This is a genomic window from Nostoc sp. UHCC 0251, assembly GCF_034932245.1.
In the GTDB taxonomy this organism is placed as follows: domain Bacteria; phylum Cyanobacteriota; class Cyanobacteriia; order Cyanobacteriales; family Nostocaceae; genus Nostoc.
This window is the reverse complement of record NZ_JAYGHD010000291.1, coordinates 48,691-63,580: the sequence shown is the minus strand read 5'-3', so window position 1 is coordinate 63,580 and position 14,890 is coordinate 48,691. Positions and strand designations below refer to the sequence as shown.

The 14,890-nt window shown below is 43.9% G+C and carries 9 protein-coding genes; 1 reads left to right on the top strand and 8 read right to left on the bottom strand.

The genetic code is table 11. The features are described 5' to 3' along the window. Window positions 1-136: 136 nt before the first annotated feature. Complete coding sequence (locus tag VB740_RS20370; protein WP_323201730.1) at window positions 137-2,767, bottom strand: DNA polymerase III subunit alpha; 2,631 nt, start codon at window positions 2,765-2,767, stop codon at window positions 137-139. A 193-nt stretch (window positions 2,768-2,960) separates the two neighbouring features. Here VB740_RS20370 and VB740_RS20365 point away from each other — a divergent pair, with 193 nt between their 5' ends. Further along, a complete protein-coding gene (locus tag VB740_RS20365) occupies window positions 2,961-4,253 on the top strand; it encodes a dicarboxylate/amino acid:cation symporter (protein WP_323201729.1) in 1,293 nt (430 codons plus the stop codon). A 20-nt stretch (window positions 4,254-4,273) separates the two neighbouring features. On the opposite strand, the gene VB740_RS20360 is transcribed toward VB740_RS20365, so the two are convergent. From VB740_RS20360 to VB740_RS20330, 7 genes are all read right to left on the bottom strand, one after another. Continuing rightward, on the bottom strand, window positions 4,274-4,453 hold the full coding sequence (locus tag VB740_RS20360; RefSeq protein WP_323201728.1) for a hypothetical protein: 180 nt from the start codon (window positions 4,451-4,453) through the stop codon (window positions 4,274-4,276). Window positions 4,454-4,663: 210 nt separating this feature from the next. Beyond that, a complete protein-coding gene (locus VB740_RS20355) occupies window positions 4,664-4,849 on the bottom strand; it encodes a hypothetical protein (protein WP_323201727.1) in 186 nt (61 codons plus the stop codon). A 116-nt stretch (window positions 4,850-4,965) separates the two neighbouring features. Then, window positions 4,966-9,267, bottom strand: a complete 4,302-nt coding sequence (locus VB740_RS20350) for a beta strand repeat-containing protein (protein ID WP_323201726.1) — start codon at window positions 9,265-9,267, stop codon at window positions 4,966-4,968. Between the two features lie 19 nt (window positions 9,268-9,286). Further along, complete coding sequence (locus tag VB740_RS20345) at window positions 9,287-10,375, bottom strand: TIGR03032 family protein (protein ID WP_323201725.1); 1,089 nt, start codon at window positions 10,373-10,375, stop codon at window positions 9,287-9,289. A 438-nt stretch (window positions 10,376-10,813) separates the two neighbouring features. After that, on the bottom strand, window positions 10,814-11,341 hold the full coding sequence (gene cysC / locus VB740_RS20340) for an adenylyl-sulfate kinase (protein WP_323201724.1): 528 nt from the start codon (window positions 11,339-11,341) through the stop codon (window positions 10,814-10,816). Between the two features lie 308 nt (window positions 11,342-11,649). Further along, window positions 11,650-12,711, bottom strand: a complete 1,062-nt coding sequence (locus tag VB740_RS20335) for a hypothetical protein (RefSeq protein ID WP_323201723.1) — start codon at window positions 12,709-12,711, stop codon at window positions 11,650-11,652. Between the two features lie 425 nt (window positions 12,712-13,136). Beyond that, window positions 13,137-14,849, bottom strand: coding sequence for a diflavin flavoprotein (locus VB740_RS20330; protein WP_323201722.1), 1,713 nt, complete (start codon window positions 14,847-14,849; stop codon window positions 13,137-13,139). Between the last annotated feature and the right edge of the window lie 41 nt (window positions 14,850-14,890).

Genomic DNA, 14,890 nt, shown 5'->3' with positions numbered 1-14,890 from the left:
CTGTGAGCAGGAACCAGAATTCCCTTCTGCCAACTGAGCCTCCTGCCCGACGCTCGCGGACTCGCTAACGCTGCGCTATCTGCCTTTCTTGATAAAAGTTCTCTAGCTCTCATTTGTAGTTTTACTGCCTCTCGTCTTAATTCGGCAAACCATCTACTCGCATCAAATCCAATTCCCGTTCAAATATTTCATCAATTGGCAACATTTGACCATCAACAGTCATAAATTTATGGTCTTTTGTTGCCCGAATCAATGAACCATCTTCTAAACAATACTCAAACACCTCTTGTTGTCCGCGATCGTGCCACTGTGCTACAGGTTGCGTGTAAATATTTCCATTATTATCAATGCTGTACACAGTACATTCAATGCGTTTTTCTACAATTTTTCCAAGTGGCAACAATCCATATTCTACTGTCAATATTTCCGTGTCATAGCTTAAACAATATTCAGCAAACTTTAACATTTGCTCAAATAATTCATCCGCAACTTTTTTCTGAACACCATTTTTCGCTGCGCCATCCACGAACTTTTCTCGCTGCTTTTGCATCTCAGAAACTTTCTTTTTACCCATCGCCCGCCGCAGCAAGTCAGCTTGTCCTAAAGAATATCCAGCCATATCCTGAGCAATTTTCATGATTTGCTCTTGATAGACCATAATCCCATAAGTTTCGTCTAATATTGGTTCCAGAGTTTGGTGTTGATAATCAATCTTTTCTCGGCCATGTTTGCGGTTAATAAATTTAGGTATCAGTCCCGCATCTAATGGCCCCGGTCGATAAAGTGCCAAAATCGAAGAAATATCTTCTATATTAGAAGGCTTCAAATCTCGTACAATCTGACGCATTCCAGAAGATTCTAATTGAAATATTCCTTCTAACTCACCTGCTTCTAATAACTCATAAGTTTTTTGGACATCTTTTGGTAGACTGCTATGTTCACCTTTAGCTAATATCCTTTGGGCTTTTCTTTCCTGGCGGGGAATTTCATCAGGATCAACCCGATATCCTCTTGTTTCTTGAATCAAATCAACAGTCTTTTGAATCAGCGTCAGGTTCCGTAAACCCAGAAAGTCCATTTTCAATAAACCCATTGATTCCAAGTCTTCCATGAAATATTGGGTAATTACAGAACCGTCATTATTCTTCTGTAGCGGCACAATTTCATCAAGTGGATCGGCAGAAATTACCACGCCTGCTGCATGAACACCAAATGTTTTATTAGTTCCTTCAATTCGCATCGCCATATCAAGCCAATGGCGAACATGGGGTTCTTTATCATATTTGTCTTTAAACTCTGGTTCTGGAGTTTTATCGGAAACCATCACCTTGAGTTTCGTTGGTTTCCCTCGCACCACAGGAATTAATTTCGCCATTTTGTCAGCTTCCCCATAGGGAATATTCAATACTCTGGCGACATCTTTCAAAACTGCTTTAGAAGTTAGACGGTTAAAAGTAATAATTTGGGCAACTCTGTCTGCACCATATTTCTCAGTTACATATTCAATAACTTTATCCCGTTGTTCAATACAGAAATCTGTATCAATATCAGGCATTGATTTCCGTTCTGGGTTCAAAAAGCGCTCAAATAGTAACCCATGATGTACAGGATCAATGTTAGTAATTCGCATTGCATAGGCAACTAACGAACCAGCTGCCGAACCCCGACCTGGCCCCACAGGAATATTATTATCCCTAGCAAATTTGATGTAGTCCCATACAACTAAAAAGTATTTGGAAAAACCCATCTGCTGAATCATTTTCAGTTCGTATTCCAATCTTTCTTTATAGACGGAATCAACTTCCTGACGAGATTTGCGATTTAAGCGTTCTAAAAGTCCACTCCATGCAACATCTTCGGCGTAAGTATCAGCAGTATGACCGGAAGGAATAGGGGGAGTAGGAATCTGAGGCTCACCCATAATATGGTAAGGCTCGACTTTATCGGCCACTTCTTCAGTAGTGGCTACAGCTTCGGCAATTACATCATCCGGTAAATGATCACGAAATAGCTGCTGCATCTCCTCACCAGATTTGAGATATTCAGTGCCGCTATAACGCATTCGCTTATCTTCAATAATTAGCTTCCCTGTCTGAATACATAGCAAAGCATCGTGGGCTTCAACATCAAAACAAGAAATAAAATGAGAATCATTAGTAGCAACAATTTTAATGCCTAGCTCCCTAGCAATTTTCACTATTTCAACATTAACAATCCGGTCTTCTTGGGAGCCGTGGTCTTGAATTTCTAGATAATAATCATCACCAAATACATCTTTATACCACTGAGCAACTTTCCGGGCTGCATCTGGTCTATTACTGAGAATCGCTTGGGGAATTTCTCCACCCAAACAAGCACTGGTGACAATCAAGCCTTCATGATATTGTTTGAGTAAATCTTTATTAATACAAGGACGAGAAAAAATCCCTTTGCCTTGAACACCTTTCAGGTGAGAAATTGTGGTTATTTTAACTAAATTTTTGTAACCTTTGGTATTTTTAGCTAAAACAACTTGATGATATTTGGGACGGCGTTCTTGTTTTTCAATATCGCCGTTAATTACATACATTTCATTGCCGATAATCGGCTTAATATTTTGACTACGGCAGATTTTTATCAGTTCAACGGCTCCATACATGACACCATGATCGGTAAGAGCGATCGCTTTCATTCCCAGTGCGATCGCTTGATTCACCAACTCTGGTAGCTGACTTGCTCCATCAAGTAGACTGTAGTCACTGTGAATATGTAAAGGGACAAAGGACATAAGCATCTCCAACCACAAGCCAAGATATCTCTAGGGGCCTACCTTGTGGTATACCCTTTCAAGCCAGATTTTGCAAAGCAACGGAATATTACATTAGCAGTTTTTACCCAAAATTAAAGCTGTTCTTTTTCCGAAATTGTCACTGTCATCAGTGTTGTTTTAATAGTTACAGCAGTTAATCAGCATCTAACTAATGAGTCAAAAAGAGAGTACTACTTCGCCTGAAACCAAAGCTCGCCCTTGGTGGCAGCGTATCCCTCTCACATTGCAAATTCTCATCGCCCTAGTAGCCGCAGTCAGTGTTGGAATTGCCCTTGGTGGGGGGAATCCCAATCCCAGCAATGCCACCTTAATCAACAATTTAGCAATTCCGGCTGAATTGGTGCTAAAGGCTCTCCGCGCCCTAGCTACGCCGTTGATTCTGGTAGCGGTGCTGCATACTTTAATGACTACGAATATCCCTGGTACAGTCGGACGGCGACTGGCAGTGCTACTTTTAACTAACACTACTGTAGCTATTTTAGTGGGGCTTTTCGTAGCAAATGTTCTGCGTCCGGGGACTTGGGGCAATGTAGCCACCTCAACAAGTACAGAAATAACTACTCAGAGTCTTGATCCTTGGGGAATACTCAAAGATGCTGTACCGGAAGCTGTCCTTAAGCCATTAGTTGATAATAATGTTATTCAACTAATTGTGATTGCCTTGAGTTTTGGCATCGTCCTGCGGGGATTAAAATCTGAACAAATTGCCCAAGGTAAAAACGCATACCAGCCGATAGAGGATGTCATCGGGATTTTGTTTGAAGCGGTAGTCGGTGTCCTCAACTGGGTAATTGCCTTAGTACCTTTCGCAGTCTTTGGGATTGTTGCTAAAACAGTTGCTATGCAAGGTTTTGCACCGTTTAAATCTTTGGGCGCATTTATCGTGGCAGTGCTGTTAGCACTGGCATTGCAGGCGTGCTACTATCTCACCAGAGTAAAATTTGGTTCTTGGGTACACCCGCTAAAATTCTTAGCTGGTGGTTCTGATGCTTTTTTGACAGCTTTCTCAACTTCTTCCTCTGCGGCGGCAATGCCCATAACCTTTGAGGTTTTGCAAACAAAAGTCGGTTTAAGGGAATCTTCTGCTGCCTTGGGAGCATTAGTAGGAGCAAATTTTAACAATGATGGTACTGCCCTTTATGAAGCAATGTCTGCGTTGTATATTTCTCAACTAATTGGGCAACATCTGAGTTTGGGACAGCAGTTAATTGTCATCCTTACCTCGATTTTTGCATCCGTAGGTGCGGCGAATATTCCTAATGCTGGACTGGTAACGATGACACTGGTGTTCACTTCTGTGGGCTTACCTACCCAATATATTGCTTTGCTAGTTACCATAGACTGGTTTTTGGATCGCTGCCGCACTGCGATTAATGTCATGGGAGACATGACTGTTAGTGCTTTACTTGACGGTAAAAAGCCTCGTTCTGTAGACGAGGCTTAGTTTTACGGCTTTTCAAGTAGCTAATGTTGTTGAGGCCCTTTGGCATCACATTCTTTAGTCCAGCAACGTTCTAGAAGTCGAAGACGCCAGATCAATGCAAAGCGTTGGGGATTCCATACTAATTTCGTATCGTGACTAAATAAAGGCTGGTTCAGATACTGCCAAAGGGGAAATTGAATTTTGGTGTGTTTTGGAGTCATAAGAACAACAAATATTATAAAAGTTTAGTGGCCATCTTTGGCAGTTTGTCTAGCAATTGCCTAATACTGTTTTTCTAGTTAAAGGCTACACTGCGTTTTTACAATTGTCCTGGTGGCAATTGCTGAATTTCAGGAAGTGAATTTATGTTGTTTCCGCTTTAATACTGAAATTGCCCATACCACTTTTCTGATTTCACATCTCGTGATAAGTCATCCTATTTCACGGTATTCCTGGTATAGATACCTTTGTAGAAGCGTAGATTTGTACGCTCCTATAGTCAATTCATCTGTTGCAAAACTTTTGGAAGCGATCGCATTGCTATCCATAATTTTAACTTGGGAGTCTGTTAGTAAATCGGGTAGTGTGGCATTGAGGTATCGAATTATAGCTTGCAAAAAAAATGTATTTTCTGTTACTAACTGTGAATTTATAGTTAATTTAACGAGAAGCCTGATTCTACGATAATTATTGATTTTTTAGAGGAGCAAGGTCTTGCTCCCCGATTTTAATATTAGACGCTAGTGAAATTAGCGGCAGTGAGCGTTGTGGTACTGATGCCAGCCAGCGTTGCCAAGATTTCATCAGTAGCAGTCACTATGATATTGTTACCAGTGAAACTTAGTTGATTGAAAGTCAGACCGCCAGACAAGCCAATCAAATCGTTGCTCTTGCAGAAGTCGGTAATAATATCAGTACCTTCTCCAGCAGCGAAGACAAATTTATCCTTGCCATTACCACCTGTGAGGATATCGCTACCAAGACCACCGCACAAAAGGTCGTTAGCATTGCCGCCATTGAGGGTGTCTTTGCCATTATCACCGTAAAGTTTGTCTTTACCATTGCCGCCATTGAGGTAGTCATTACCAGGAGTGCCGTGGAGGAAATCATTGCCGTTGCCACCAAAAAGGCGATCGCCCACTTGGATAGTAACTTTAGCAGTGCTGGTGAGTTGACCATCAGTGATGGTGTAGTTGAAACTGGCCGCACCACTAAACCCGCAATTTGGGGTAAATACGATGAAATCATCTGCCGAGTTGTTGGGAGTACCGTTATTTCTCAGCACCGCAGTACCGTTGGTTGCATCAGTGACATCATTGATACTGAGACTGGTGCTATCGATGTCGCGATCGTTAGCCAGCAGGGTATTAGCTTGAATGTTCACAGCAGTATTTTTGGCAGCGGTAACAATATCATTGACAGCAAGGGGTGCATCATTGACTGGCTTAACTTCCACGTTGAAATTACCAGTAACGGTGCCGCCATTGCCGTCACTGACAGTGTATGTAAAGCTGTCAGTGCCTTTATAGTTAGCGTTGGGGGTGTAGATAAAGTAGTCGTCGCTGGCATCTTTTAGAGTGTCGTTGTCGTTGAAGGTCAGTGCGCCGTTGGCAGGACTGGTGAAGCCACTAATGGTTAAAACATCGCCATCAATATCTTTTGTATATCTACTTACAATGGTGCTAGCAAAGATGTTAACAGCAGTATCTTCTTTGGTGATAGCCTTAGCCCCAAAGCCAAAGATGACGTAGCTCTCTCCAGCATATTTTGCGCCGATAATCAGGTCATCAAAGCCGTCGCCATTGGTGTCTCCAGCACTGCTGACTGAGTTGCCTGAATTGTCACGTTCATCGATGCCGTTGATCACGAAGCCGTTGCTTCCGTCTAGAGATGAGAGATTGAGGCTAGCTCCAAAGCCGCTGCTGCTGCCAAACACCACGTAACTCTCTCCAGGAGAGAAAAACTGATCGGCCCCGATAATTACGTCGTCGAAGCCGTCACCGTTGAAGTCTCCAGCACTACTAACGGAGAAGCCTGAAGTGTCTTGTGCATCAATGCCGTTGATTACGAAGCCGTTACTGCCGTCTAGGGATGAGAGATTGAGGCTAGCTCCAAAGCCGTTGCTGCTGCCAAACACCACGTAACTCTCCCCAGCACGGAATTGGTCATTGGGGGAGGCACGGTATGCGCCGATAATCAGGTCATCAAAGCCATCACCATTGAAGTCTCCGGCATTGCTGACGGAGGAGCCTGAATTGTCCCCCTCATCAATGCCGTTGATTACGAAGCCATTGCTGCCATCTAGGGAGGAGAGATTGAGGCTAGCTCCAAAGCCGCTGCTGCTGCCAAACACCACGTAGCTCTCCCCAGCATCAGACTTGCCGTTGGGGTCGGCATTCTTTGCCCCAATAATCAGGTCATCAAAGCCATCACCGTTGATGTCTCCGGCACTGCTGACTGAGTTACCTGAAAAGTCATACGCATCAATGCCGTTGATGGCAAAGCCATTAGTGCCGTTGAGGGTAGAGAGGTTGAGTTGGGCATTAAAACCGCTCTTGTTGCCAAACACCACGTAGCTCTCCCCAGCAACTAACTCGCCGTTGGGATCGGCATTCACTGCCCCAATAATCAGGTCATCAAAGCCGTCACCATTGAAGTCTCCGGCACTGCTAACTGAGTCGCCTGAATAGTCACCCTGAGCAATGCCGTTGATTACGAAGCCGTTGCTGCCGTCTAGGGACGAGAGATTGAGGCTAGCTCCAAAGCCTTTGCTGCTGCCAAGCACCACGTAGCTCTCGCCAGCAGATAACTGACCGTTGGGGTCGGCACCACTTACCCCGATAATCAGGTCATCAAAGCCGTCACTGTTAAAGTCTCCGGCACTGCTGACTGAGTTGCCTGAGTAGCCAGTCTCGTCAAAGCCGTTGATTACAAAGCCATTGCTGCCATCTAGGGATGAAAGTTGAAGGTTAGCACCAAAGCCACTGCTGCTGCCAAACACTACATACTTCTCCCCCGCGCCTCTTGTCGCAATAATTAGGTCATCAAAGCCGTCACTGTTGAAGTCTCCGGCATTACTGACGGAGGAACCTGAATTGTCATTTGCGTTAATACCGTTGAGGACAAAGCCGTTGCTGCCGTTGAAGTCAGATAAATTGATAGCAGAAATCAAGGTGGGTGGGTCATTCACCCCGTTGATGGTCAGATTGACGCTAGCTGTACTGGTAAAACTGCGATCGCTAATAGTATAGGTGAAGCGATCGCTGCCGATTTCACCTATACCCAAAGTTTCAAATTGAGCGTTGGGATCGTAAGTAAAAGTACCATCAGCATTGAGAGTCAGTAAAGCACCAGAACTTAGGGTAATAGGAGCGCCAACAGTCACCGTATTACCATTGACATTTGTCACCACTAAGGGGTTGCTATCTGGGTCGCTGTCGTTGGCTAAGACTGAAATGTTAACGGGCGTGGCTTCGTCGGTGGTAGCCGTATCGATACCTGCAACTGGAGGCTGATTAGGATCTGTAGTAGTCGCAAAGCCAAAAATGACGTATCTCTCTCCATTCGACGAAACTGGGCCGTTTGAGGAAACAGTTGCCCCGATACTCAGGTCATCAAAGCCATCGCCATTGATATCTCCAGCACTGCTGACGGAGGCACCTGAGTAACCAACTACATCAATACCCTTAATTACGAAGCCGTTGCTGCCATTGAGATCGGAGAGTTCGAGAACCCTTCCAAAACCACTATTGCTGCCAAACACTACGTAGCTTTCCCCAGCATATAACTTGCCGTTGCTGTTGGCAAAAGGTGCCCCAATAATCAGGTCATCAAAGCCGTCACCGTTGAAGTCTCCGGCATTGCTAACGGAGGAACCTGATCTGCCCCCTTGATCAATGCCGTTAATTACGAAGCCGTTGCTACCGTCTAGGGACGAGAGATCGAGGCTAGCTCCAAAGCCGCTGCTGCTGCCAAATACTACGTAGCTCTCCCCAGCATCATACTTGCCGTTGGGGGAGGCAAAAAGTGCCCCAATAATCAGGTCATCAAAGCCGTCACCATTGAAGTCTCCGGCATTGCTGACGGAGGAACCTAAGCGGTCACCTCGATTAATACCGTTGATTACGAAGCCGTTGCTGCCATCTAGGGACGAGAGGTTGAGGTTAGCTTCAAAGCCACTGCTGCTGCCGAACACCACATAGCTCTTCCCAGCAAGTAACTTGCCGTTGGGGGAGGCACTAGATGCCCCAATAATCAAGTCGTCGATGCCGTCGCCGTTGATATCTCCGCCATTGCTAACGGAGACGCCTGAGCCATCCCCCTGATCAATGCCGTTGATTACAAAGCCGTTGCTGCCGTCTAGGGATGAGAGATTGAGGGCTGAGCCAAAGCCACTGCTCTTGCCAAATACTACGTAGCTCTCCCCAGCAGATTGCCGACCATTGGGAGAGGCACTAGATGCTCCAATAATCAGGTCGTCGATGCCGTCGCCGTTGATATCTCCGCCACTGCTAACAGAGCCGCCTGAGCTATCCCCCTGATCAATGCCGTTGATCACAAAGCCGTTGCTGCCGTCTAGGGACGGGAGAGAGAGGACTGAACCAAAGCCACTGCTCTTGCCAAACACTACGTAGCTCTCCCCAGCAGATTGCTGGCCGTTGGGGTTGGCAAAAGGCGCTCCAATAATCAGGTCGTCGATGCCGTCGCCGTTGATATCTCCGCCACTGCTAACAGAGCCGCCTGAGCTATCCCCCTGATCAATGCCGTTGATCACAAAGCCGTTGCTGCCGTCTAGGGACGGGAGAGAGAGGACTGAACCAAAGCCACTGCTCTTGCCAAACACTACGTAGCTTTCCCCAGCAGATTGCTGATCTTTGGAGTAGGCATAAGGTGCCTGGATAATTAGGTCGTCGAAGCCGTCGCCGTTGATATCTCCGGCACTGCTTTTGGAGAAGCCTAGGTTAGAGCCAGCGATCGCAAAACCATTTTTGCCATCAAGGTCAGAAAGGTTGAAAACTGCTGGATTAGTTGTCATTGTTGTTGATTCCTCTGAATTATTGGTTTTGATCCGATCCCACCGTTATCACCCGCCGAATTTCGTCGCTGCGAAATCCGATCGCCATTGGACGACGTACTCCCAAAAGTGCTACTACGTCGTACAATTCCAGCACTACCCCCTCCATTTGCAGGGAATGGACAATATCGCCTCTTCTCAGGTCAATCACTAGTAACCCACAGCGAGGCTCAACGTTTTTCTGTTGCAATTTCTCGTCTAGAGGTAAGCCGCTAAAGGTCTTGTTATGCCTGGGTTGAGAAATTCCCACTACCGCAAAGTCGCCATAAAATGCACAACCGCGCAGATATCCCGGACAGAAGGCGACTGGCTCAAACACTCCCCGCTTTAAATCGACAAAGCCAAACTCTCCCGCACCTGAATTGAGCAGCCAGAGTTTTTCCTGATGCCACCGAGGGGAGTGAGGCATAGAAAGCCCCTGCAACACGATTTCATTACTTTCTACGTCAATGACACAGCCGCCATTTGCCCGATGCTCCCGCCAGCCTTCTCCCACATCAGACTGGCTGACGGCAGTGACGTATTTCGGTTTTCCTTGCTGCATTGCCAACCCATTCAGGTGACATCTATCTTCCGCAGCTAGCTTGCTGATAAAGGTTGGTTGCCATAAGGGAACGAAACTGTGGGTTTCACTGACTGTTCCCAAACAGCTAAATAGGGTATTGACAAATACTAATCTTTGTGATTTTAAATCTTTTTCTTCTGCTCTACTCAAAGCGATGTCGTGAATATCCAAATCTCCCGTCACATAACTCATCTGGGGCAAATAAAGAGCATCGTAGCTTTGGTGGTTTTGTCCAGGTTGGATGATGTTTTCAAATCGCCACAGTTGGTAAAGGGAACTCATGTAGAGACTGTTGCCATTGGCATACAACCCCATGCACCGCTCAAAGCTACGTTCAAATACAGATAATTTGCCGTTTGATTGCAAGCCGATGAAGAATAACTTCCCTGCTTGATAGGTAGTGAAGGACAAACTCAGGTTTTGCTCATACAGCCAAGCGGTAAATTGGCGAGAAGCATTGATTTCTAGAGATGGTTTGTTAATGGTGCTGTCATTAGGATTCACTTGGCTTAGACTCCTGATAACCTGGTATTCGGTCGGTAATAATTTCGCCGCAGAGCACGATGCTCCTACTCTTGGATGTAAGCTAGACAATGCACCAGCAAAAGTAGTTCCGTCATCTGCTCAGAGCGATCGCACTCGATATATTTCATAGCCAATGGTTCCTCATTTCAGAAATCTACCAGAGTATTGTCGGAGACCCTCTAAAAATAATAGATGGTTTTGTAACACAATAGTATCTTGTGTGTAATCTAAAATTAGCCCTTTTAAGGTGTATTGATATTCTGTGTTTCTGGGCTAGAATCTGATTCTGTTGAGACATAGTGCTTTCTTTCGTTCAAACACTTTCCTTAGTAAGATTTCTATTCTCCACACAATAGATTTTCACCATTGAGCAAACTACAAATCAAGCCATTACATAAGACCTTGAAATGGCTAGTTCTAGATAAAATCTTGGTATTCTAAATAGTCAAGTACTTGGTTAACACATTGCCCAATGGTGAATTTATCAGTTTGACAGATAATTTCTGGATTTAATGGTTCTTCATAAGGATCGGAGATGCCAGTAAAATGTTTTATTTGTCCTAACTTGGCTTTAGCGTAAAGTCCTTTTACATCACGGAATTCACAAACTGCAAGTGGGGCTTTTATATAAACTTCTACAAAATTAGTAGTTGTCTGTTTGAGTTGATCTCGAATTTCACGGTAGGGGCTGATTGCAGCAACAATCGTTATTATGCCATTGCGACTGAGTAAGTTAGCAACAAAGCCAATACGACGCACATTTGTATCTCGGTCTTGTTTGCTAAAACCCAACTCTTGTGAAAGATGGGCGCGAACGACATCACCATCTAAGACTTCAACTAGGTAATTTCGCTTTTGCAATTTTTGGGCTACACCATGAGCGATAGTTGTTTTACCAGCGCCACTTAACCCTGTCAGCCAGAGAATTGCACCTTGCTGTTTCATGCTTGATTTATTCCAATCAAATTATGTGATGGTTCATTCTTAATAAGGTATCGCTTCCAAACCACTCAGAGCAGTAGCAATCTCTTTTTACGATCGCGGAATATATTTTCGCCGATTGTGAAAACATATTGGCTTAATAGCAAAAATTTCCTTGGGCGTACTCTGATCTCGACAAAAAATTGGGACGGGCAAGAAGCCCATCCCATAATCAAAAAGATAATTGTTCTAATCACCCAACTTGCTACTTATCAAAAACTAACTCTTTTTAAGCACAAAAGGCTAAAAGATTGTATTTGGCTATGCTTGACCTAAGTCCGCTGGTCTGACTTTTTATAATCATTAATGTGGACTCCTATATCTATTGCTTTTATATTGCAACCTATGTACGACAACAGCGCATAGATAAAGACAATTATGCCCAGCATCTCTAGCACCTCTTCTATAGTCGTTATGAAGGTATAAACGATGTTATTTTGAGTGTAGTAAGATTCATAATATCCGCCTACCAATTCACTACCAATTGCACCTGCTACATAAATTGTTCCAGCAATAAAAAACAAGCGTCGTGTCTTGCTAGGAAGAGTAGTGACAAATCGCCCAAACACTACCAAAAACCCGATTACGAAGATAGCACCCAAAATAACCCAAGCGTAGTAAAGAAAACCACTAGTATTGAATGTCCTTCGCAGTAGCGGAGTTACTCTTTCATGAAAACCGATCAATTCCTCTAAGGAAAAACCAGCAAAGACTATTGACAATCTTCTCCATGACAAGAAATTTTTCTTTTTAGCTAGCTTCTGAGCTTGGAAAATGATCTCTAGCAGAATGGAACAAAATAGTAAAGCTCCCGCAGAGTAAATTGTAGGAATATTTTCCTCGCTGTTGAGGTCGAATAGAAGTCTAAAGGTATCCCTGCCAGGGAAGTCAGGTAGATGGTAGACATTGTAATTAGCAATGAGACTGAGAAGAACAAGGCTTAATACTACACCAAGCAGTAATTTGAGGGTTTTTTTGGCAGAAAGATAGATTTTCAATTTATGCGATGATTGCAACGCTGCGCTCGCATCTTCTGGTTTTATAGAACTCGTTGACTCGACGACAGATATCTGATTTCTCCTACCATTGTCTGAACATGACTTGTTTTTTAGGATTTTGTGTCGCTCTGGCAATACAACGTGTGACATGAAGTACTCAATAGTTTGCTGCTTAACAAAACCATGCATTGCCAGAATTTCTCCCAATTGCTCACCACTCAACTTTTGTGTCTTGAGTGCTGTGTCTAATTCATCTGGAGTGATTAGTTCAGCTTCAACTAAATATGTCCCAAGCGGCTTAAGTTCAAAACTTTGCGCGTTTATTCTTCTATTCAATAGTATCTCCTTATTTCCACTAGCTAAATGCAATAAATATTTTGGTTGATTTACGAAATATTACAAGTACCCACAACATCAAATTTTAATATTTTCACAACCTTATCTTAATCATATTTTTTATGAACTAAATTATTTAATAATTAAGTGTAAAATCATGCTGAAAAAGTATGAACTTATTATGTAGATCAGTCATTTATGCAGTCGCTTTTATTTCTAAACGTATTAAATACAAGTTTTATTTAATGGTTTCTAGTTAACAAAAAAAAGAATCCACCTACACATGAGGGTGAGAGGTGGATTTATTAGATGTGTAAACATCTAGCGCAATTGATTGTATCTCTAGCAGACAGAGTAAGTAGCAAAAATGCTGCTAGAGTTGCATTGCAGGATAATCTCCTAATTTAGAGAGTACCTATAAAGAGTTAGTAATGAGTGCCAGTTTTGCGATGGTTAATGGCAGTAACAGCATCAGGCTTGAGTAACTTACCTTCATCCACAGTTGCATACACAACCCAATGGTCGCCACATTCCATACGTTGATTGACTGAGCATTCTAGATATGCTAAAGCGTCGGTGAGGACGGTACAGCCGTTATCTGCAACTGCTGTACTAAAGTTGGCAAATCGGTCTTCTCCAGGCGCGAAAGATTTACGGAAATGCTTCATGTAGTCTTGGTGATTGCCTTCAGGTAGAATATTTAAGGCAAACTTACCGCCTGGATACATCAAAGATTCGATCGCTCGATCTTTGGCGATCGCAACAGTTAGTCCAGGTGGGTTAAAGGTGGCTTGAGAAACCCAAGCGCCTAGCATTGCGGTAGACACTTCTCCAAGTTTCGCTGTGATCACGCATACGGAACCAACGATGCGACCAACAGCTTGTTCCACTGGAGTAGCCGCTTGTTGTGGTACGCGTACCTTTTTAGCCTTTTTCAGTGCTTGGGCAAAGTCTGTACCTAGTTCTTCACAGAACTTGAGAGTGACATCATCAGGCTTAAACTTCACCTTCAAGGTATCAAAGCCAAAGCGATATCCAGCATCCCGGAGTTTACCTTCAATTAAGTCAAATGCTTCGCCACTCCAGCCATAAGAACCAAAAACCCCAGCGAGTTTGCTGTTGTCACCACTCGATAGCACAATTCCTAAAGCAGTATGAATGGGAGTTGGCGCATGACCACCGATGGTAGGAGAACCAATGATAAAACCCTCTGACTGTGCTAAGTTGATGCGAATTTCATCAGGGGTAGCAAATTCGCAGTTAATCGATTTGACTGCGACTCCACCTTTAGTTAACCCCAGAGCGATCGCTTGTGCTAAAGTCGCCGTATTGCCGTAAGCTGAAGCGTAAAGTAAGGCAACAGAAATCTCGCGATCGTTGTGAGAACGGCTCCACTCTGCATAAGCTTTGGTGAGTTCGATTAAGCTGGTGCGTACTAAGGGGCCGTGACCCACAGCATACATTCTCACCTGCAAATCTGATATTTTCTCTAAAGCTGCTTGCACATGAGGAATTTGGGGAGCCATCAGGCAGTTAAAGTAATAACGCTGGTCTTCTTTAAGCGCTTCCCAGTTATCATCAAACAGTTCATCACCACAGAGATGAGTTGCAAATAACTTATCTGTGTAGAGAATTTGGGTTTGCTGATCGTAGGTACAAAGTCCTTCTGGCCAGCGTGGACTGGGAGTGGGTAAGAATTTTAAAACATGACCCTTGCCTAAATCCAGAGTTTCTTTCCCCCGCATCACCAAGACTTTCAAATCCTGATCTAGGAAAGCAGCACGCAAATTGTTCGCACCGGGAAGAGAACAAACAAAAGTTACCTGTGGTGCCAGTTCTAAAATTGCTTTGAGGGTGGCAACTCGATTGGGACTAAAATGACCCAGGATTATATAATCCAAATTTTGTAAATCTAAAGTCTGCCGCAATGCCTCTAAATAAATTTCGGTAAAGCTTTCTGGCGGTGGATCAATAAGTGCGGTTTTATCAGCTTCAATTAAATAGCAATTGGAGGTAGTACCTCTTTCAAGTGCGTATTCAATTTCAAACCGCAGACGTGACCAACTACGTGCTTTGATCGCCTTAGTATTTGTAGCAATTGGTAGAACTTGGACGTCGCGTGGCTTGGAATTGGTCATAGCTGTTAAATAAAGAATGGGGAATCGGGAATCGGGAATCG

Bases quoted from the DNA above. Each gene is read 5' to 3' on its own strand.
- VB740_RS20370 (WP_323201730.1), bottom strand. From the start codon at position 2,767: ATGTCCTTTGTCCCTTTACATATTCACAGTGACTACAGTCTACTTGAT.
- VB740_RS20365 (WP_323201729.1), top strand. From the start codon at position 2,961: ATGAGTCAAAAAGAGAGTACTACTTCGCCTGAAACCAAAGCTCGCCCT.
- VB740_RS20360 (WP_323201728.1), bottom strand. From the start codon at position 4,453: ATGACTCCAAAACACACCAAAATTCAATTTCCCCTTTGGCAGTATCTG.
- VB740_RS20350 (WP_323201726.1), bottom strand. From the start codon at position 9,267: ATGACAACTAATCCAGCAGTTTTCAACCTTTCTGACCTTGATGGCAAA.
- cysC (WP_323201724.1), bottom strand. From the start codon at position 11,341: ATGAAACAGCAAGGTGCAATTCTCTGGCTGACAGGGTTAAGTGGCGCT.
- VB740_RS20330 (WP_323201722.1), bottom strand. From the start codon at position 14,849: ATGACCAATTCCAAGCCACGCGACGTCCAAGTTCTACCAATTGCTACA.